Origin of the sequence: Ectopseudomonas chengduensis, from assembly GCF_900102635.1 — a bacterium.
GTDB lineage: Bacteria > Pseudomonadota > Gammaproteobacteria > Pseudomonadales > Pseudomonadaceae > Aquipseudomonas > Aquipseudomonas chengduensis.
This window is the reverse complement of sequence record NZ_FMZQ01000011.1, coordinates 14,712-32,229: the sequence shown is the minus strand read 5'-3', so window position 1 is coordinate 32,229 and position 17,518 is coordinate 14,712. Positions and strand designations below refer to the sequence as shown.

The 17,518-nt window shown below is 63.9% G+C and carries 22 protein-coding genes; 14 read left to right on the top strand and 8 right to left on the bottom strand.

Annotated features, from left to right (window positions below; translation table 11 throughout):
- The first annotated feature begins 25 nt into the window (after positions 1-25).
- The 5 genes from BLS08_RS17110 to BLS08_RS17090 all read left to right on the top strand — a co-directional run bounded on the left by BLS08_RS17110 (position 26) and on the right by BLS08_RS17090 (position 4,057).
- The gene (locus BLS08_RS17110; protein ID WP_017678738.1) at positions 26-907 is read left to right on the top strand and encodes a transporter substrate-binding domain-containing protein; all 882 of its coding nucleotides are present in this window, start codon (positions 26-28) and stop codon (positions 905-907) included.
- Between the two features lie 187 nt (positions 908-1,094).
- A complete protein-coding gene (locus tag BLS08_RS17105) occupies positions 1,095-1,736 on the top strand; it encodes an amino acid ABC transporter permease (RefSeq protein ID WP_017678737.1) in 642 nt (213 codons plus the stop codon).
- Positions 1,737-1,746: 10 nt separating this feature from the next.
- On the top strand, positions 1,747-2,409 hold the full coding sequence (locus BLS08_RS17100; RefSeq protein WP_017678736.1) for an amino acid ABC transporter permease: 663 nt from the start codon (positions 1,747-1,749) through the stop codon (positions 2,407-2,409).
- The gene (locus BLS08_RS17095) at positions 2,402-3,160 is read left to right on the top strand and encodes an amino acid ABC transporter ATP-binding protein (protein WP_017678735.1); all 759 of its coding nucleotides are present in this window, start codon (positions 2,402-2,404) and stop codon (positions 3,158-3,160) included. The genes BLS08_RS17100 and BLS08_RS17095 overlap by 8 nt, the downstream gene beginning before the upstream one ends.
- A 138-nt stretch (positions 3,161-3,298) precedes the next feature.
- A complete protein-coding gene (locus tag BLS08_RS17090) occupies positions 3,299-4,057 on the top strand; it encodes an SDR family NAD(P)-dependent oxidoreductase (RefSeq protein WP_017678734.1) in 759 nt (252 codons plus the stop codon).
- 74 nt (positions 4,058-4,131) lie between these two features.
- Here the strand turns inward: BLS08_RS17090 and BLS08_RS17085 are convergent, their stop codons facing one another.
- Positions 4,132-4,845, bottom strand: coding sequence for a sulfite exporter TauE/SafE family protein (locus BLS08_RS17085; RefSeq protein ID WP_017678733.1), 714 nt, complete (start codon positions 4,843-4,845; stop codon positions 4,132-4,134).
- 180 nt (positions 4,846-5,025) lie between these two features.
- Between BLS08_RS17085 and BLS08_RS17080 the strand changes: the two genes are divergently transcribed.
- The 6 genes from BLS08_RS17080 (at position 5,026) to ureC (ending at position 9,378) form a co-directional block, all read left to right on the top strand.
- Complete coding sequence (locus BLS08_RS17080; protein ID WP_017678732.1) at positions 5,026-5,862, top strand: urease accessory protein UreD; 837 nt, start codon at positions 5,026-5,028, stop codon at positions 5,860-5,862.
- An 82-nt stretch (positions 5,863-5,944) separates the two neighbouring features.
- Entirely contained in the window at positions 5,945-6,247 is a 303-nt protein-coding gene (gene ureA / locus BLS08_RS17075; protein ID WP_017678731.1) for an urease subunit gamma, read from the top strand.
- A gap of 3 nt (positions 6,248-6,250) precedes the next feature.
- The gene (locus BLS08_RS17070) at positions 6,251-6,760 is read left to right on the top strand and encodes a GNAT family N-acetyltransferase (RefSeq protein ID WP_017678730.1); all 510 of its coding nucleotides are present in this window, start codon (positions 6,251-6,253) and stop codon (positions 6,758-6,760) included.
- A 4-nt stretch (positions 6,761-6,764) separates the two neighbouring features.
- Positions 6,765-7,298: a GNAT family N-acetyltransferase gene (locus tag BLS08_RS17065; protein WP_017678729.1), complete on the top strand. Its 534-nt coding sequence runs from the start codon at positions 6,765-6,767 to the stop codon at positions 7,296-7,298.
- Positions 7,295-7,600, top strand: coding sequence for an urease subunit beta (locus BLS08_RS17060; protein WP_017678728.1), 306 nt, complete (start codon positions 7,295-7,297; stop codon positions 7,598-7,600). The genes BLS08_RS17065 and BLS08_RS17060 overlap by 4 nt, the downstream gene beginning before the upstream one ends.
- A gap of 77 nt (positions 7,601-7,677) precedes the next feature.
- Positions 7,678-9,378, top strand: coding sequence for an urease subunit alpha (gene ureC / locus BLS08_RS17055; protein WP_055984174.1), 1,701 nt, complete (start codon positions 7,678-7,680; stop codon positions 9,376-9,378).
- A gap of 39 nt (positions 9,379-9,417) precedes the next feature.
- Here ureC and BLS08_RS17050 read toward each other — a convergent pair whose 3' ends face one another.
- The 7 genes from BLS08_RS17050 to BLS08_RS17020 form a co-directional block, all read right to left on the bottom strand.
- Entirely contained in the window at positions 9,418-9,861 is a 444-nt protein-coding gene (locus BLS08_RS17050; RefSeq protein WP_017678727.1) for a hemerythrin domain-containing protein, read from the bottom strand.
- 75 nt (positions 9,862-9,936) lie between these two features.
- Positions 9,937-10,203: a DksA/TraR family C4-type zinc finger protein gene (locus BLS08_RS17045; protein ID WP_017678726.1), complete on the bottom strand. Its 267-nt coding sequence runs from the start codon at positions 10,201-10,203 to the stop codon at positions 9,937-9,939.
- 76 nt (positions 10,204-10,279) lie between these two features.
- A complete protein-coding gene (locus BLS08_RS17040) occupies positions 10,280-11,143 on the bottom strand; it encodes an isocitrate lyase/PEP mutase family protein (RefSeq protein WP_026088748.1) in 864 nt (287 codons plus the stop codon).
- Between the two features lie 137 nt (positions 11,144-11,280).
- On the bottom strand, positions 11,281-12,282 hold the full coding sequence (locus BLS08_RS17035; RefSeq protein WP_017678724.1) for a type II secretion system F family protein: 1,002 nt from the start codon (positions 12,280-12,282) through the stop codon (positions 11,281-11,283).
- 53 nt (positions 12,283-12,335) lie between these two features.
- Complete coding sequence (locus tag BLS08_RS17030) at positions 12,336-13,091, bottom strand: substrate-binding periplasmic protein (RefSeq protein WP_017678723.1); 756 nt, start codon at positions 13,089-13,091, stop codon at positions 12,336-12,338.
- 53 nt (positions 13,092-13,144) lie between these two features.
- Positions 13,145-13,915 (bottom strand): substrate-binding periplasmic protein, encoded by a 771-nt coding sequence (locus BLS08_RS17025; RefSeq protein ID WP_017678722.1) that lies wholly within the window; start codon positions 13,913-13,915, stop codon positions 13,145-13,147.
- 79 nt (positions 13,916-13,994) lie between these two features.
- A complete protein-coding gene (locus tag BLS08_RS17020; RefSeq protein WP_017678721.1) occupies positions 13,995-14,918 on the bottom strand; it encodes a substrate-binding domain-containing protein in 924 nt (307 codons plus the stop codon).
- Positions 14,919-15,083: 165 nt separating this feature from the next.
- On the opposite strand from BLS08_RS17020, the gene BLS08_RS17015 reads away from it, so the two are divergent.
- The 3 genes from BLS08_RS17015 to BLS08_RS17005 all read left to right on the top strand — a co-directional run bounded on the left by BLS08_RS17015 (position 15,084) and on the right by BLS08_RS17005 (position 17,474).
- Positions 15,084-15,812 (top strand): VC0807 family protein, encoded by a 729-nt coding sequence (locus BLS08_RS17015; RefSeq protein ID WP_017678720.1) that lies wholly within the window; start codon positions 15,084-15,086, stop codon positions 15,810-15,812.
- A 34-nt stretch (positions 15,813-15,846) separates the two neighbouring features.
- The gene (locus BLS08_RS17010; RefSeq protein ID WP_017678719.1) at positions 15,847-16,284 is read left to right on the top strand and encodes a YqaA family protein; all 438 of its coding nucleotides are present in this window, start codon (positions 15,847-15,849) and stop codon (positions 16,282-16,284) included.
- 212 nt (positions 16,285-16,496) lie between these two features.
- The gene (locus BLS08_RS17005) at positions 16,497-17,474 is read left to right on the top strand and encodes a lysylphosphatidylglycerol synthase transmembrane domain-containing protein (RefSeq protein ID WP_017678718.1); all 978 of its coding nucleotides are present in this window, start codon (positions 16,497-16,499) and stop codon (positions 17,472-17,474) included.
- Positions 17,475-17,518 lie beyond the last annotated feature (44 nt).

Genomic DNA, 17,518 nt, shown 5'->3' with positions numbered 1-17,518 from the left:
TTGTCGACACCTCTGGAGCACGCCCATGAAGCCATCGAAAACCGATTCCAAACCCTTCGGCCTGCTGCGCAAGCTGGCCCTGGCCAGTTGCCTGGTCGGCGCCTCGCTGAGCGCCCACGCCGACCTCGACGACATCAAGTCCAAGGGCGTGATGACTGTGGCCACCGAGGATGACTACGCGCCGTTCAACTTCATCGTCGACGGCAAGCCGGAGGGTTTCCACAAGGAACTACTTGAAGACCTGAAGACCTATGCCAAGGCCCAGGGCTTCGATGTGAAGCAGGAAATCCTGCCCTGGACCGGCCTGCTCGCCTCGGTTTCGTCCGGCCAGTACGACATGGCCTTCACCGGCGCCCTGGTCACCGACGACCGCCTGCGCGTGTTCAACTTCGCCCCGCCCTTCGCCTCGGCGCAGCACTTCTACGTCAAGCGCGCAGGCGATGACAGCCTCAGCGATATCGCCAGCCTGTGCGGTAAGACCGTCGGCCTGCAGGCCGGCAGCGCTCTGCTCGCGCGCCTGCCGGAGCTGAAGAAGATGATGGCTGACAAGGGCTGCGAAATCGGCACCGTGACCGAATACCCGTCCTACCCCGAGGCTTACGCCGACCTGGCCAACGGCCGCCTGGACTACGTGATCAACGCGCTGATTTCGGTCAACGACTTGGTCAAGACCCGCGGCGACACCTTCGCCAAGGGCATCGCCGTGTCCGGTGACGGCTTCGCCGCCTGGCCGGTGCCCAAGGGCAGCCCCGAACTGCTGGAGTTCCTCACCGGCTTCATGACCGAAGTTCGCGACAGCGGCCGCCTGGCCGAGCTGCAGACCAAGTGGTTCGGCGAAGCCTTCCCGGCCATGCCCAAGGAGCCGATCACCAAGGTCGAGCAGTTCCACGAACTGGCCGGCATGTGACAGCGGGCCGAGGCCACCTCTCTGACATGGCCGCGTAGGGTGCGCCGCGCACCAGCGTCAACGTTGCCAGCGCTTCGGTGCGCACGGCGCACCCTACATGCTCATCGTCAACCCACTGCCGTCTATCAGGGCCAGCCCTGGCCCTGACCTTGCTTGGCACACCCCACCATTTTTCTAGGAGCCCGACATGAACGGACAAGCCTGGTTATTGCTGCTCGAAGGCGCCTGGACGACTCTGTGGATCTCCTCGATCGCCATCGCCCTGGGCGTGGTCATCGGCCTGGGCATCGCCCTGCTGCGCATGGCGCGCATTCCCTTCGTGGAGCAGGCGCTGGTGCTCTACGTCAGCCTGGCGCGCGCCACGCCGCTGGTCACCCTGGTGCTGTTCATCTTCCTCTCGGCGCCGACTTTCGGCCTGGCCATGGACCGCAACACGGCGGCAATCCTCGCCCTCACCCTGAATACCGCGGCCTTCAATGCCGAGGTCTGGCGCACGGCCTTCATCAGTTTCTCTCGTGAGCAGAAGGAAGCGGCGCTGGCCTGCGGCATGACCAACGGCGTGTTCTTCCGCCGCATCATGCTGCCGCAGATGATCACCAGCAGCCTGCCCGGCCTGGTCAACGAGATGTCCTTCCTGATCAAGAGCAGCCCGGCCATCGCGGTGATCGGCATCGTCGACCTGACCCGCGTGACCAATCGCATCAGCGCCGTGACCTACGAGCCGCTGCCACCGATTCTCGCCGCCGCCCTGCTGTACATGCTGATCATCGGCGTGCTGCTCAAGGTGCAAGCAATCGCCGAGAAGAAAGCCAACCGCCTGGCCATGTGAGGACGCGACCATGACCGAATGGAGCATCATCTGGGAGGCGCGCGGCGCCTTCCTCAATGGCGCACTCAACACCCTGATCCTGTTCGCCCTGTCGGTGCTGGCGGCCTTCGTCATCGGCTGCTTCAGCGTTTACCTGCTGGAGGGCCGCAACTGGTTGTCGACGCTGCTGCGCGGGGCGATCAACCTGATGCGCATGCTGCCCTTCCTGGTGCTGGCCTACCTGCTCTACTACGGCCTGCCGGCCCTGGGCATCAAGCCCAGCGCCTGGGGTGCGGGCCTGGTGGCGCTGGCCATCTATCACGCGGCGTACTTCGCCGAGATCCTGCGCGGCGCGCGCCTGGTATTGCCACTCGGTCAGGTCGAGGCGGCCAAGGCCCATGGCTTTCGTCCAGGCCGGCTGTACTGGCGGATCATCCTGCCGCAGTTGGTGATCCGCACCCGCCCGCTGCTCGGCAACCAGTTGATCTACGCGCTGAAGGACACCGCCTTTCTCACCATCATCACCGTGCAGGAACTGACCGCTGCGGCCAACTCGGTGCAAGCCACCTACTTCATCCCCACCGAGGCGTTCATCGTGGTCATCGCCCTTTACTGGATCATCAGCATCTGCCTGGAACTGGCGCTCAAATGGGCGAGCCGGTTCGGCGCTAAACGAGGTTTCGAACATGCCTGAGGCACCTGCGGTACAGATCGACAATCTTTCCAAGAGCTTCGACGGTATCGAGGTGCTGCGCGACATCTCGTTGACCGTGAACAAGGGCGAAGTGGTCAGCGTGCTGGGCTCCTCCGGTTCGGGCAAATCCACCCTGCTGCGTTGTATCAACTGGCTCGAAGAGCCGGATCGCGGCAGTATTCACATTGCCGGCCAGCGCATCGGCGTCGACGCCCAGGGCAAGCGCATGAACAACCGCGAACTGGCGGCGATTCGCGCCAAGACCGGCATGGTGTTCCAGAGCTTCAACCTGTGGCCGCACTTGAACGTGCTGCAGAACGTCATGGAAGCACCGATGCAGGTGAAAAAGATGCGCAAGGACGAGGCCCGCGCCATCGCCCAGACGCTGCTGGAAAAGGTCGGCATGGAACAGAAGGCCGAGGCCTTTCCCTACACCCTCTCCGGTGGGCAGAAGCAGCGCGTGGCAATTGCCCGCGCCCTGGCCATGAGTCCGGAGGTGATCCTGTTCGACGAGCCAACCTCGGCACTCGACCCGGAACGGGTCGGTGAAGTGCTGACGGTGATGAAGAATCTTTCCAGCGAGGGCTACACCATGATCGTGGTCACCCACGAAATGGAATTCGCTCGCGCGGTGTCGGATCAGGTGGTGTTCCTGGAAAAGGGCCTGCTAATCGAGAAATCCGCCCCGGAGAAGTTCTTCACCAATCCGGAAACCGAACGCGTGCGCAAGTTCCTCGAACTGTCCGCATGAATCCGCGGCCAACTGTGGAGCACGGCCTTTAGGCCAAGGTTTTACACTGGCGCACCGCACCAAAAGGACTGCTCGAGCTGCGCCCGATAGAGGATGCAGGAGCAGGCCATGAACCCTGATAGCAAAACGAGGTTATCCATGAGCAAGGTGGCATTCATCACAGGCGCGACATCCGGTTTCGGCCGCGCCACGGCACGACGTTTCGCCGAGGCCGGCTGGGCCCTGGTACTCAGCGGCCGACGCCTGGAGCGCCTGGAAGAACTGAAGGCCGAACTGCAGGACCAGGTGCCGGTGCATATCGCTGCGCTCGACGTACGTGATGCCGCCGCGGTGAAAGCGCTGGTCGACGGCCTGCAAGCCCCCTTCGACCGTATCGACGTGCTGGTCAATAATGCCGGTCTGGCGCTGGCCCCGGAGGCAGCGCAGAAGGTTGCCCTGGAAGACTGGCACACCATGATCGACACCAACGTCACCGGCCTGGTCAACGTCACCCACGCCGTGCTGCCCAAGCTGCTGGAAATCGGCAAGGGCACCAGCATCATCAACATCGGTTCGGTGGCCGGCGAATGGCCCTACCCAGGCGGCCACGTGTATGGCGCCACCAAGGCCTTCGTCAAACAGTTCAGCTTCAACCTGCGTTGTGACCTGGTATCTACGGGCGTGCGCGTCACCGACATCGCGCCGGGCATGGCCGAAACCGAATTCACCCTGGTGCGCACCAAGGGCAACCAGGCTGCCTCCGACGCGCTGTACGGCACCACCACTCCGCTGACCGCCGAAGATATCGCCGAGCAGATCTTCTACGTCGCCACCCTGCCGGACCATATCAACATCAACCGCCTGGAAATCATGCCGAGCCGCCAGGCCTGGTCGCCCTTCGCCATCGACCGCGATTGAAGAGCACACCTGATAAAGCTCACGTAGGGCGGGTGCAACCCGCCAGACCACCCATGTTTGATGATGCCCCTGCCCTACGCCCACAACACCCGCAACAGATTCCCCAGCGACAGCAGCACCAGCAAACCACCGACCAGCACCCGCAGCGAAAACGGCTGCCAGCGCGGGTGCAGCCATTGGCCGAGCAGGTTACCGGCCAACGCCGGCAATGCCAGTTCCAGCGCCAGCCGCCACAGCGCGCCGCTCAGCACACCCGCGACACCCAGTCCGATCAGCGCAGCGCCACTGCTGGCCAGGAAGAACAGCACTGCCGTACCGCGCAACTGGCGCGCATCGAGGCCACTGCGCAGCAGGTAGATCATCAAGGGCGGGCCGCCGGCCGAGGCCAGGGTGGTCGCCAGGCCGGATGCCAGACCCGCCAACCAGGCCATGCCCTGGCCCACCGGTGTGGCGACGGAGGGCCGCCACAACACCAACACGCCACCGCATAAACAGAGTACAGCCACCAGCGGCGCCATGATGTGCGCCGGCAGCCACAGCAGCAGCCAGGCGCCCAACGGCACCGCCTGCAGCATGCCGACCAATAGACGCCCCAGCACGCGCCCATGGACGGCGCGTAGCGCCGCCGGCCATAGCGTCACGCTGCAGGCCACGTCGAGAATCAGCGCCACCGGCACGGCTTCGGCCGGCGGCAGTCGCAGCATCAGTCCGAGCGCCATCAGCATGGCGAAACCGAAGCCGCTGTAGCCGCGCACCAACCCCGCGGCGAAGGCGATAAAGGTGAACATGGGCGCTCCACACGAATCGTACGCCCGACTCTAGAGCTGGCCAGGCGAGATAGGCAGAGCCAGATGCAGCACCGCGACTGGCCACAGGTGCAGGCAGGCGCAAAGTCGCACCGAATTGGTTCAGGGCACGCCTCTTGCTTGCCCACTCGGTCAACTATCCTGCGGAACCCCTGCCTTAACATGAATCTGCCTGCCGCCCTGTTCACGCCAAGCTGGTCTGCCGAGCTGGAGCTGGCCTACGCGCGCCACGGCGAACGCACCACGCCAGTGCAGAGACGCCACCTCGGCCCTCTTAGAGTGCAGAAGCACCTGTATGCCGAAGGCCCGGAGGTGTGCCAGCACATCATCGTCCACCCGCCCGGCGGCATTGCCGGCGGCGACGTTCTGGATATCTCGGCCCACGCTGGCGAAAACACCTGGGTGCAGCTCACCAGCCCAGGCGCGGCCAAGTGGTATCGCGCGGCCGGGGTCGCTCGGCAGGATCTGCGCCTGCGCGTCGACGCCGGCGCGACCCTTGAATGGCTGCCGCAGGAAACCATCATCTATGCCGGTGCCCAGGCCGAACTGCACACGCAGATCGACCTGCACGGCGATGCTCGTCTGTTCTACTGGGACATCGTCGCTCTCGGCCGACCCGCCGCCGACGAGCGTTTTGCCAGCGGCCACTTCCAGGCCGCGCTGGATGTCCGCCGTGACAGCAAACTGCTGTGGCACGAGCGCCAGCGCGTAAGCGGCGGCGACGGCCTGCTCGACTCGCCCATAGGCCTCGACGGCCAGCCGGTATTCGCCACCCTGCTGATCAGCGCCGATGTAGACAGTGATTTACTGGAACGCTGCCGGGAGCTGAAGATCGACGGTGTACGCGGTGACCTCAGCCAGATTTCAGGCCTGCTTGTAGCGCGCTGCCTGGCCAGTGAAGCACTCAAGGCGCGCGCCTGGTTGATCGAGCTCTGGCGCCTGCTGCGCCCAGCGTTGCTGGGGCGTGAAGCACGCCCACCCCGTATCTGGAGCACATGACGGCGGATGTAAAAAGCGACATCCGCCCTACCCCACGACGCATTCCGGCGATGCCAGGCATACGCCCCAATGGAGTAACACGATGGATCTGAGTCCACGCGAGAAAGACAAGCTGCTGATCTTCACCGCCGGCCTGGTGGCCGAGCGCCGCCTGGCGCGCGGAGTAAAGCTGAATTACCCGGAAGCCATGGCCTATATCTCTGCCGCCCTGCTCGAAGGCGCACGCGACGGTCAAACGGTCGCCGAATTGATGCACTTCGGCACCACCCTGCTGAGCCGCGATCAGGTGATGGAAGGCGTACCGGAGATGATCCCGGAGATCCAGATCGAAGCCACCTTCCCTGACGGCACCAAGCTGGTGACCGTACACCAGCCGATTGCGTAACTCATGAGTAATTCCATAGTCGACGCTGGCGAAGCCGACCTGCCCGGCATCCTCGCCATCTACAACGACGCGGTGCAGCACACCACGGCGATCTGGAACGAGACCCTGGTGGATCTCGCCAACCGCCGCGCCTGGCTGGCGGAACGCACTGCAGCGGGTTTTCCCGTGCTGGTCGCCCATGACGCCGCAGGCGAGGTAGTCGGCTACGCCAGCTACGTCACCTGGCGCACCATCGAAGGTTTTCGTCAGACCGTCGAGCACTCGGTCTACGTACGTGCCGACCAACGCGGCCAAGGCCTAGGCCCAGCGCTGATGCAGGCGCTGATAGAACGCGCCCGCGCCGCCAACCTGCACGTCATGGTCGCCGCCATCGAGTCAGAGAACGCCGCCTCGATCCGCCTGCACCAGCGCCTCGGCTTCGTTACCACCGGACAGATGCCCCAGGTAGGCCGCAAGTTCGGCCGCTGGCTGGATCTGACCTTTATGCAACTGATCCTCGGCGCCAAGGAGTGACCCCGTGGATGTGACCCTGCACCGCCTTGCCCCCACAGACTTTGCCGCTTACCAGCAAGGTCTGATCGCCCTGCTACTCGATGCGGTCGAGCACGGCGCTTCGGTGGGTTTTCTCGCCGACCTCGATGCCCAGACCGCTGCCGAGTATTTCGCTCAAGTGCAAGCTGCACTGCACGAGGGCTCGCTGCTGATCTGGGTGGCCCATGAGCACGGCCAGGTAGTGGGCAGCGTGCAACTGGGCCTGTGCCAGAAACCCAACGGCCTGAACCGCGCGGAAATCCAGAAACTGCTGGTACTGGGCGAGGCACGCCGACGCGGTATCGCCCGCCTGCTGATGCAAGCCGTCGAACAGGAAGCAGCGAGCCGCAAACGTGGCCTGCTCTACCTCGACACCGAAGCGGGCAGCGACGCGGAACAGCTCTATCGCCACCTTGGTTACCAGTGCATTGGTGGCCTACCCGATTACGCCTGCGGCCCGGACGGCACCTACCGGGCCAATGCCATCTACTACAAGACGCTTGCGAGGCCTTCACCATGATTCCCGGCCAATACCAGATTGCCGACGGCGAGATCGAGCTCAATGCCGGTCGCCGCACCCTGACCCTGTCCGTGGCCAACAGTGGCGACCGTCCGATCCAGGTCGGTTCGCACTACCACTTCTTCGAGACCAACGACGCCCTGCTGTTCGACCGTGCCAGTACTCGCGGTATGCGCCTGAATATCCCGGCCGGCACTGCTGTGCGCTTCGAGCCCGGACAGAGTCGTGACGTGGAGCTGGTTGATCTCGCCGGCGCGCGACGGGTGTTCGGCTTCGCCGGCCGGGTCATGGGTGATCTATAGCCCGTAGGGTGCGCCGTGCGCACCAGCAACGACACAGATAGCAACGGTGCGCACAGCGCACCCTACGAGGACTTCCAATGAAGATTTCCCGCCAAGCCTACGCCGACATGTTCGGCCCCACCGTCGGCGACAAGGTGCGCCTGGCCGACACCGACCTGTGGATCGAAGTGGAGAAGGACTTCACCACCTATGGCGAAGAAGTGAAATTCGGCGGCGGCAAGGTGATCCGCGACGGCATGGGCCAGGGCCAGCTGTGCGCCGCCGATGTGGTCGACACGCTGATCACCAACGCCCTGATCATCGACCACTGGGGCATCGTCAAAGCCGACGTCGGCCTCAAGGACGGCCGTATCGCTGCCATCGGCAAGGCCGGCAACCCGGATATCCAGCCGGACGTGACCATCGCCATCGGCGCGGGCACCGAGGTGATCGCCGGTGAAGGCATGATCCTCACCGCGGGCGGCATCGACACCCATATCCACTTCATCTGCCCGCAGCAGATCGAAGAAGCGTTGATGAGCGGCGTCACCACCATGATCGGCGGCGGCACCGGGCCGGCCACCGGCACCAACGCCACCACCTGCACCTCCGGGCCCTGGCACATGGCGCGCATGCTCCAGGCCGCCGACGCCTTCCCGATGAACCTGGGCTTTACCGGCAAGGGCAATGCCTCGCTGCCCGAGCCGCTGATCGAGCAGGTCAAGGCCGGCGCCATCGGCCTGAAGCTGCACGAGGACTGGGGCACCACCCCGGCCGCCATCGACAACTGCCTCTCCGTGGCCGACCAGTACGACGTGCAGGTGGCGATCCACACCGACACGCTGAACGAGTCCGGCTTCGTCGAAACCACCCTCGGCGCGTTCAAGGGCCGCACCATCCACACCTATCACACCGAGGGTGCTGGCGGCGGCCACGCCCCGGACATCATCAAGGCCTGCGGCTTCCCCAATGTGCTGCCGTCCTCGACCAACCCGACACGCCCGTTCACCCGCAACACCATTGACGAGCACCTGGACATGCTCATGGTCTGCCACCACCTCGACCCAAGCATCGCCGAGGACGTGGCCTTCGCAGAATCGCGTATCCGCCGCGAAACCATCGCCGCCGAGGACATCCTGCATGACCTCGGCGCGTTCTCCATGATCAGCTCCGACAGCCAGGCCATGGGCCGCGTCGGCGAGGTGATCACCCGTACCTGGCAGACCGCTGACAAGATGAAGCAGCAGCGCGGCCCGCTGCCCGAGGACGTACCCGGTAACGACAACTTCCGCGCCAAGCGCTACATCGCCAAGTACACCATCAACCCGGCGATCACCCACGGCATCAGCCATGAAGTGGGCTCAATCGAAGTAGGCAAGTGGGCCGATCTGGTGCTCTGGCGCCCGGCCTTCTTCGGCGTCAAACCAACGCTGATCCTCAAGGGTGGCGCCATCGCCGCCAGCCTGATGGGCGACGCCAACGCCTCGATCCCGACGCCGCAACCGGTGCACTACCGACCGATGTTCGCCAGCTATGCCGGCAGCCGCCATGCCACCAGTATCACCTTCATCAGCCAGGCGGCGTTCGAAGCGGGCGTGCCCGAACAGCTCGGCCTGCAGAAGAAAATCGGCGTGGTCAAAGGCTGCCGCGAGGTGCAGAAGACCGACCTGATCCACAATGGCTACTTGCCGAACATCGAGGTCGATCCGCAGAACTATCAGGTCAAGGCCGACGGCCAGTTGCTCTGGTGCGAGCCGGCCGAAGTGCTACCGATGGCGCAGCGGTATTTCCTGTTCTGACGAAAAAGCCGGGCGTCATGCCCGGCTTTCGTGGGTCTATCAGGACGCCTGTTTCATCTCGTCGTAGGCGTTCAGGTAATCACCAGCCAGTTGCTGCTTCTCCTTGTCGCGAAGCAGCTTGCCGGCCATCTGGAAGAAGGTGTGCTCTTCCTCCTTGAGGTGATGCTCGACCTTGTCCGCCAGCGCCTTGGCTTGCGCCAGCCAGCTGGGGCTGCTGGGGTCGGTTTCTTCCAGGTCCTCGATCATTTCGTCCATCTGGTGATGCTCGGCAATCGCGTGGCGCGACAGGTCGACGCCTGCGTCCTGCTGCATCAGGGGAATGTAGAAATGGCGTTCTTCGGCCACCGAATGCACAGCCAGTTCCTGCTTGAGCTGAGAGAACAAGGCGTGGCGCTCGGCGCTGTCGCCTTGGGTAGCGATCAGTTTCTGCGCCAGTTCGCGCTGGATGTCGTGGCTGATGCGTAAGGCTTCGAAAATCGTCATGCAAGCACCTCTTCCTGAGTCACGGTCGTAGTAGCACTAGACCAGCAGGAGGCGAATAGGTGCCGTACCGCTTGCTCAGCGCAGCTGACTGTCCTTGCTGCCACGACGGTTATAGGCGCTGAACGCCGCGCTCTCGCGGTCGTGCTCGGCCTGGCACTTCACGCACAGGCGCACACCAGGAATTGCCTGGCGACGGGCCTCGGGTATCACCGCGTCGCACTCTTCGCAATGATGCAGGCTCTCGCCTTTCGGCAGTTGACTGCGAGCACGCGCAACGGCGTCCTCGATGCTGCTGTCGATCTGTTCCTGCACTGCGTCGTCGCTTGCCCAACCACCTGCCATGTTCGACCTCCTCGCACTCTCCGAACAGATATGCGCCCGGAGAATGCGAAGTGCAAGTGCAGCCGGTCGCGACAGGCTACTCGCGCACTTCCATGAACTCCTTGGCCCAGAGGATGTAATCCTCGGGCATGGTGTACTTGTGGGTCAGCTCGGTGGCGTTGAGGTCGCACGGCTGGGCACCGCGCTGCTCACGCAGACAGTCGTAGGTGGCCTTGATCGCGGCGAAGTAGGCGGCGTGGCCGTTGACCACGATGCGCACGCCCAGGCGCGCCAGGCGTTGGTTGTCGCGCAGTTCGGGGTTGCCGTAGGTGACCAGCATCAGCGGCACCTTGAGGCCTGCGGCGATCTGCTCCAGGTGGGCGAAATCCTTGATCCCGACCAGGCAGATGCCGTCGGCGCCGGCAGCCTCATAGGCGCGAGTGCGGCGGATCACTTCGTCCACCTCCAGTACGCCGGCATGGGTACGGGCGATGATCGAGAGCTCCGGATCGACACGCGCCTCCAGCGCAGCGAGGATCTTGCCGACGCCTTCCTCGATGGAGATTAGGTCGGTGGACTTGCGACCGAACTGGGCCGGCAGCAGGGTATCTTCGATGGTCAGCGCGGCGACGCCGGCGCGTTCCAGCTCGACCACGGTGCGCATCACATTGAGCGCATTACCGTAGCCGTGGTCGGCATCGGCGATCACCGGCAAGCGCGAGACGCGGCCGATGCGCGCGGCCTGCTCGACGAATTCGCTGAGAGTGATCAGGGCGAAGTCCGGCGCACCGAGTACCTGCAGGGAGGCGACGGAGCCACCGAGGATACCGACCTCGAAGTCGAGATCGGCGGCGATGCGGGCGGACATGGGGTCGAAGACCGAAGCCGTGTGGTAGCAGCGGTCGGAAGCCAGCAGGGCACGAAAGGCACTGCGTAGCTCATGATGAGATGCACGTTGCAGGATGGGCATGGGGCGTATTCCAAAGTCGGTTGAATCGCTTTTTTCTCTTTTTAGTAATGGCGTAGACGTGACGAATGCTAGCGCAAGGCACTTGCTGCCAGCTTTCAAACGAAGCGCCGTGGTCGATAACCAGCAAATTATCGGCCAGCCAGCTCCGCGGGCAGGGCCGGGAAGAATCCGCCACCGGTCAGCAGGCCGTACGCCATCCACACGGCGACGGCCAGATAGAACAGGCGTGGTGCCCAGCTCGCCAACGCCTGCTGGCTTGCAGCCAGCTGCTGCGCCTGCAGGCGGGCGAAACGCAGCAGCGCCTCGCCTGGCCGGCCGGTCGCTTCGCCGGTATTGAGCACGCCGATGAGCATGGCTTTGCCATGAAAACTCAGCCCGTCGAAAGCGCGCACCAACGACTGTCCTGCGGCTACGCGTGGCGCCAGATTGGCGAAATCCCGCCGCAGCCGTGCATTGGTCACGGCATTGCAAGCACGCGGCAAGGCATCGAGCACCGGCATGCCCGCCTCCAGCAACAGCCCGAGACTGTCGCAGAAGTTCCGGATATCCGCCCGCCGCTGCAGGCTGCCCAATATCGGCAGGGCCAGCAGAAGATCGTCGAGTGGACCTGGCTGATCGCTTCGCCGCTGCTGCCAGCGCCGCCACAAAGCGCGCGCACCGAACAACAGCGCAGCCAGCCACAACACCGGCAGCAGAACGGCCGCCAGGTAACCTGCACCACTCAGGCTGCCAGCGACCAGAGAAGGCAAGGGCTTGACCGCCAGCGCCAGCAGCAAAACCCCGGCGGGCAGCAGAAGACGTGACTTCAATTCTGCGGCATGACGCGCCTGCTCATCGTAGCGCTGCGCCAGCTGCTCGTAGATATGCGCCAGCGCTCCGGCTTCTTGAGCGGCGCGTACCAGGCCGCTTTCCAGTGGCGTGAACACGCCACTCAACTGGCCGGAACTCGCCAGGTCGCGGCCGCCGCCGACCATCTGCCGCAAGCGCTTCACGGCGGCCTCGTGGCGCGTACCGAGATCCAGACTGGCCAGCGCTCGATCGATGGGCACACCGGCCCGCTCCATCGCACCAAGGTGAGCGAACAAGCCGGCGCGACTGCGCAGATCGAGAGTGAGATGACGACGCGACATGATCGGGCTCGGTGGATTTCAGCGCTCAGGTTAACCAGTCGTCACGCGAGGCGCTACGGCGCGATGGGGGGCATCGGCGCATGCGGCAGCCAGCGCCTGAGGATCGCTGCGAGGCTGCCGTCCTCATGCATCTGCTGCAAGGCGCGCTGCCAGCGCACCACACGCACCACCGAAGTCTGCGGGGAGAAGGCGATGTAATAGGCCGAGCGCATGAACGGCACGTGCGCGGTGACGTCCTGCGGCTTGAGATCGACAGCAGCCAGCTCGCCAGCCAGGGTCAGGTCTTCGGTAGCAATCAGGTTGACCCGGCCATGCTTGAGCATGGTCACCATCTGTTTCGAACTGGGCACGCCGTAGAGGTTGGTAAAGCCCCTCGCGCTGAGGGTCTCGAAGGTGTACCACTGCTTGGGCAGCGCCAGTGGCCCGCTGGCCGCGGCCTGCTCCAACGTGTCGATGACCAGGTCGCGCGACTTGAGCGAATAGAAGCTGGTGGTGCCGACCACGATGGGCCCGACCCACTGAAACCTGTTCTCGCGCTCAGGAGTGCGCACGGTGGAAAACAGCGCGACATCTTCCTCCTGTTGAGCCAGATGCAATGCTCGCGTCCAGGGCATCAGTTCGATCTGGCCGCTGTCGCCGGTGCGCGCCAGCAACGCTCTGACCACCTCGACGGAGAAACCGCTGGGCTCGCCCTCGCGCAAGAAGCTCATTGGCGGCGCATCCTCGGTGAGCAGACGCAACTGTGCCTCCACCGGAGCGCACAACACCACCAGCAGGACACACAGCCATCGATTAATACACTTGGCCATCACCGCCCCTCCCGCTTGCAGCCTAGCAAGACGTGGAGCGCCATGCAGCCGCTTCACTCGAGGCGCAGCAAATCGACCAACGTCCGCTCATCGGCCGCCGGAAGCCAGTGTCGATAGATCCGCTCCAGGCTGCCGTCATGACGCATCTGCTGCAGCGCCTGCTGCCATCGCGCGACACGAGCGGCATCCGTCTGCAGGGAAAAGGCGATATAGGAGTCATTGGGCATCAGGTCGAACTGCGCCTGCAGTTGCCCGGCATTCATGCCCTGTTCGGCAAGCATGCCGTCGAGGGTCAGGTTGTTGGCCAGCAGCAGCTTGACCCGGCCATGGCGAAACATGCGCAGCATGTCCTGAGGCGTCGGCACGCCATACAGGTTATCCAGCTCCTGTTCACGCAGCAGTTCGTAGCTGTACCACTGCTTGGGCACCGCAAGGGTGCCGAGCTGGCGCACGTCGTCCAGACTGGTGACTCGCAGCCCGGCATCCTTGTGCGTGTAGAAGCGCGTATAGCCTCGCGCGATCGGCCCGACCCACTGAAACTCGGCTTCGCGCTGCGCCGTGCGCACGGTGGAGAACAACGCGGTGTCGGCCTGATGACGAACCTGGTGATAGCCGCGTGTCCAGGGCACCAGTTCGATGCGCGCCCGCTCACCGGTACGGTGGATCAACTCTTCGACCACCGCCACAGCCATACCACTCGGCTTGCCATTCTCGAGATAGCTGAAGGGTCGATAGTCTTCGGTATACAGCCGCAACTCGGCAGCCGTCACGTGGACGCAGAAACTGCAGAACAACAGAGCTGCGAGCAGGTACTTCAGGTTCATTGCACGCCACCGTCTAGAGCGCGCCCTACAGCGAATTCAGGGCGGCCAGGACAAGGATCATAAACCCGCGCTCTGCCCATCACCAAGGCTGTTGCGGCGCGGTCATATCGGCCAATTCCCTGGCGGTCAGTACCCGTGGCTCGAGCAACAGTTGCAGGCGTGAAATGGCGCGTTCGCCACTCAGGGCCCGATGCACCAGGCGCACCGCATGATCGCCCATGGCCTGCGGCTGCTGAAGCAACAGGGCGTGAATCTGTCCTTGTCTCACGGCATCGAACAGCAGTTCGCCTCCGTCGAAGCCGACGAAGTCCACCGTACCGGCCTTGCCCAACTGGCGCAGGGCCGCCAGTGTCGCCCGGCTGCTGGTGCCATTGGGGCTGAACAGGCCGTCGAGCCTGGGCAACTGCTCGCTCAGGGCCTCGGCGATGCGCTGGCGGTCATCACCCAGGTAGGTGTCGAATACCACCTGCAGCCCTGACGCCTGTGCCGCCAGCAGAAAGCCGCGCTCACGCTCCTCGGTCGATTGCAGCCCGGGACGCAAACGCAACAACCCGACTCTGCCACCCTGCCCGAGACGCTCGGCCAGTTGTTGCCCGGCCAACTGACCTGCGAGGAAGTTGTCGGTCGCCACCAGCGCATAAGCGCCATCTCCCGCAACGCCGCGGTCGACATAGACGGTGGGAATACCTTCGTCACGCAAGGCCGCTATCCGGGTATCGATGGCATCGCCAGCCGGGGCGATGATCAGCGCCTTGCAGCCCTGTGCAAGCACGCGATCTATCAGTTGCAACTGCACCTCGACGCTGCCCTCCTGGGCCGGGCCGCGCGTATAGAGTTCCAATTGCAGATCGTCAGCGGTGCGTCTCGCGCCGGCTTCCAGCTCGCTCCAGAACGCCGATGTGCCGGCCGGCACCATACCGATGCAGTCCCGTGCCCAGGCCGGCACAGGCGTCAGGAAAAGAGCAGCCAGCAACAGGCAAATGAAAGGGATGATTCTTGGCATGTTCGACTCCCAGGCCCTGCCATCACTTTAGCATCGCCAGCCAGCTCTTCTCTCCTGTCGGATGGCTGTCGACTCATACTTTTTCACATTCAAAACCGACGGTCGGACTAGCCCTGGCGAGCCGGGCAGGCGATCATCGGCCTTCCTACGCAGACTCCAGCTACCATGACCGCCACTACTGACAGCCGTACCCCGACGCACAAGCCCCGCCCGCTGATCGACCTGGCCATCAGCATCCTGATTCCCTCGTTCATCCTGATGAAGCTCAGTGGCGAGCACCGCCTCGGCGCCGATGGTGCGCTGATTCTGGCCCTGGCGTTCCCGCTGGGCTGGGGTGCGTTCGAGCTGATCAAATATCGCAAATTCAACTTCATCGCCCTGCTCGGCCTGATCAGCGTAGCGCTGACCGGCGGTATCGGCCTGCTCAAGCTCGACACTCAGTGGCTGGCAGTCAAGGAAGCACTGATTCCCGGTCTGATCGGCATTGCCGTGCTGGTCTCCACCCGCACCCGCTACCCACTGATTCGCACCCTGCTGTTCAACAAGACGGTGCTCAATATCGACAAGATCCACGATCGCCTGGAGCAAGGCGGCCACGTCGAGCATTTCGAGACGCGCCTGATGCGCGCGACCTACTGGCTCAGCGGCACCTTCTTCTTCTCCTCGTTCATGAACTACGTGCTGGCCAAGTGGATCGTGGTCAGCCCGGCCGGCACTGAGGCCTTCAATGACGAACTGGGGCGCATGACCTTGCTCAGCTACCCGATGATCGCCATTCCCTCGATGGTCATGCTGATGGCCATCTTCTACTACCTGTGGAAGACCATTCACGGCCTGACCGGCCTGAGCCTGGAAGAGATCATGGCCAACAGCGGCCAGGAATCGCAGTCCTGAACCCCGCCGGCCCTGCGGCCGGCGTGCTCCTGTCATGCTGAGTCTGTCCGCCTATCCGGCACTGTTTCTCTCCGCCTTCGGCGCCGCGACGCTGCTGCCGCTGCAGTCCGAAGCCGTGCTGGTCGCCCTCCTGCTGGCCGGCCAGCATCCGCTCTGGGCCTTGCTGCTGGTGGCCACTCTGGGCAATGTGCTGGGTTCCTGGGTCAACTGGCTACTGGGCCGCTCCATCGAACACTATCGCGAGCGCCGCTGGTTTCCGGTCAGCCCGGCTCGGTTACAGCAGGCACAGGGTTGGTACGCGCGCTATGGGCGCTGGTCGCTGCTGCTGAGCTGGATGCCGGTGATCGGCGATCCACTGACCCTGGTCGCCGGCGTGATGCGTGAGCGTCTGTGGATATTCATGGCCATCGTCACCCTGGCCAAAGCGAGCCGCTACGCCGTGCTGACGGCACTGACCCTGACATGGATATGAACGTATCAGGACAACCACTGACACAACTACAAAGGGCAGTCAGTGTGCTTGGCAGTTGAGTACAGACTGCGCCTCCCTGATACTGCGCAGCGCGCCGCGCGGGCACGATCCGCCACCGGCCGTTGCACAATGGCCGGATGGCCGATGAACAGCTGCCTCCAACAGAGGCATGCGGCCCCATTAACTCGGGGCCTAGCGAGCGAGGAATTGCGGTGTCTGTCGTAGAAGCCAAACCAAAACTGAAGCGCAGCGACCTGATCTGGACGCTGATCGGACTCAGTGCCGTGGTGCTGTCTGGCTTTCTGCTGTATCGCGAGTTGCGCAATATCTCCCTCGACGAGATCAAGGGCAGCATCGAGGCGATCTCCCACATGAACTGGCTGCTCGCTGCAGCGGCCACCCTCGGCGCCTATTGGGCGCTGGCCTGGTACGACCGCATCGCCGTCGCCCACCTGGGCAAGCGCATCCCCTGGCGCTTCATCACCCTGTGCTCCTTCACCACCTACGCCCTGGCCCACAACATCGGTGCTTCGGTGTTCTCAGGCGCAGTCGTGCGTTACCGGGCCTACCGCAGCAAGGGCCTGACGCCACAGGAAATCGGCATCCTTATCGTTTTCTGTTCCTTTACCTTCGCCCTCGGCACCCTGCTCGCCAGCGGCTGCGTGCTGATCGCTCAGCCCGATCTGATTCACCGCGTTGCTGACGTCACACCTCTGGTCTCGGTGGTCATAGGCAGCGTCCTGCTGTGTCTGGTAGGCCTCTACGTGCTGGGCTCCTGGCGCCAGTTCAAACCCTGGACGCTGGGCAAGCTGCATGTGGAATATCCGCGCCTGCCCATAGTCAGCCGCCAGTTGTTGGCCGGCCCGCTGGAACTGCTCTGCGCCGCGGCGATCATCTATTTCGCCCTGCCAGCCGAAAATCACCCCGGCTATCTGGTGGTGCTCGGCGTGTTCCTCGCCTCCTTCTCTCTGGCGCTACTGTCCCATGCACCTGGCGGCCTGGGTGTACTGGAAGTGACCTTCCTCGCCGCACTGCCGGAGATTCCCGCTGCCGATGTGCTGGCCGCGCTTATCGTGTTCCGCGTGTTCTATCTGCTGCTGCCCTTCGCACTGTCACTGCTGGTAGTGCTGGGCTTCGAATGGACGCAGTGGAAGCGCAAGCGCGAAGAGAGCCTTGACCTACCGTCCTGACGGCTCGCCGTCGCCGCGCCACTGACATAGAATGCGCGGCCGTT

Bases quoted from the DNA above. Each gene is read 5' to 3' on its own strand.
- ureA (WP_017678731.1), top strand. From the start codon at position 5,945: ATGGATCTGAGTCCACGCGAGAAAGACAAGCTGCTGATCTTCACCGCC.
- BLS08_RS17085 (WP_017678733.1), bottom strand. From the start codon at position 4,845: ATGTTCACCTTTATCGCCTTCGCCGCGGGGTTGGTGCGCGGCTACAGC.
- BLS08_RS17080 (WP_017678732.1), top strand. From the start codon at position 5,026: ATGAATCTGCCTGCCGCCCTGTTCACGCCAAGCTGGTCTGCCGAGCTG.
- BLS08_RS17015 (WP_017678720.1), top strand. From the start codon at position 15,084: ATGACCGCCACTACTGACAGCCGTACCCCGACGCACAAGCCCCGCCCG.
- ureC (WP_055984174.1), top strand. From the start codon at position 7,678: ATGAAGATTTCCCGCCAAGCCTACGCCGACATGTTCGGCCCCACCGTC.
- BLS08_RS17010 (WP_017678719.1), top strand. From the start codon at position 15,847: ATGCTGAGTCTGTCCGCCTATCCGGCACTGTTTCTCTCCGCCTTCGGC.
- BLS08_RS17025 (WP_017678722.1), bottom strand. From the start codon at position 13,915: ATGAACCTGAAGTACCTGCTCGCAGCTCTGTTGTTCTGCAGTTTCTGC.
- BLS08_RS17110 (WP_017678738.1), top strand. From the start codon at position 26: ATGAAGCCATCGAAAACCGATTCCAAACCCTTCGGCCTGCTGCGCAAG.
- BLS08_RS17105 (WP_017678737.1), top strand. From the start codon at position 1,095: ATGAACGGACAAGCCTGGTTATTGCTGCTCGAAGGCGCCTGGACGACT.
- BLS08_RS17060 (WP_017678728.1), top strand. From the start codon at position 7,295: ATGATTCCCGGCCAATACCAGATTGCCGACGGCGAGATCGAGCTCAAT.
- BLS08_RS17095 (WP_017678735.1), top strand. From the start codon at position 2,402: ATGCCTGAGGCACCTGCGGTACAGATCGACAATCTTTCCAAGAGCTTC.
- BLS08_RS17100 (WP_017678736.1), top strand. From the start codon at position 1,747: ATGACCGAATGGAGCATCATCTGGGAGGCGCGCGGCGCCTTCCTCAAT.
- BLS08_RS17070 (WP_017678730.1), top strand. From the start codon at position 6,251: ATGAGTAATTCCATAGTCGACGCTGGCGAAGCCGACCTGCCCGGCATC.
- BLS08_RS17050 (WP_017678727.1), bottom strand. From the start codon at position 9,861: ATGACGATTTTCGAAGCCTTACGCATCAGCCACGACATCCAGCGCGAA.
- BLS08_RS17020 (WP_017678721.1), bottom strand. From the start codon at position 14,918: ATGCCAAGAATCATCCCTTTCATTTGCCTGTTGCTGGCTGCTCTTTTC.
- BLS08_RS17035 (WP_017678724.1), bottom strand. From the start codon at position 12,282: ATGTCGCGTCGTCATCTCACTCTCGATCTGCGCAGTCGCGCCGGCTTG.
- BLS08_RS17045 (WP_017678726.1), bottom strand. From the start codon at position 10,203: ATGGCAGGTGGTTGGGCAAGCGACGACGCAGTGCAGGAACAGATCGAC.
- BLS08_RS17090 (WP_017678734.1), top strand. From the start codon at position 3,299: ATGAGCAAGGTGGCATTCATCACAGGCGCGACATCCGGTTTCGGCCGC.
- BLS08_RS17030 (WP_017678723.1), bottom strand. From the start codon at position 13,091: ATGGCCAAGTGTATTAATCGATGGCTGTGTGTCCTGCTGGTGGTGTTG.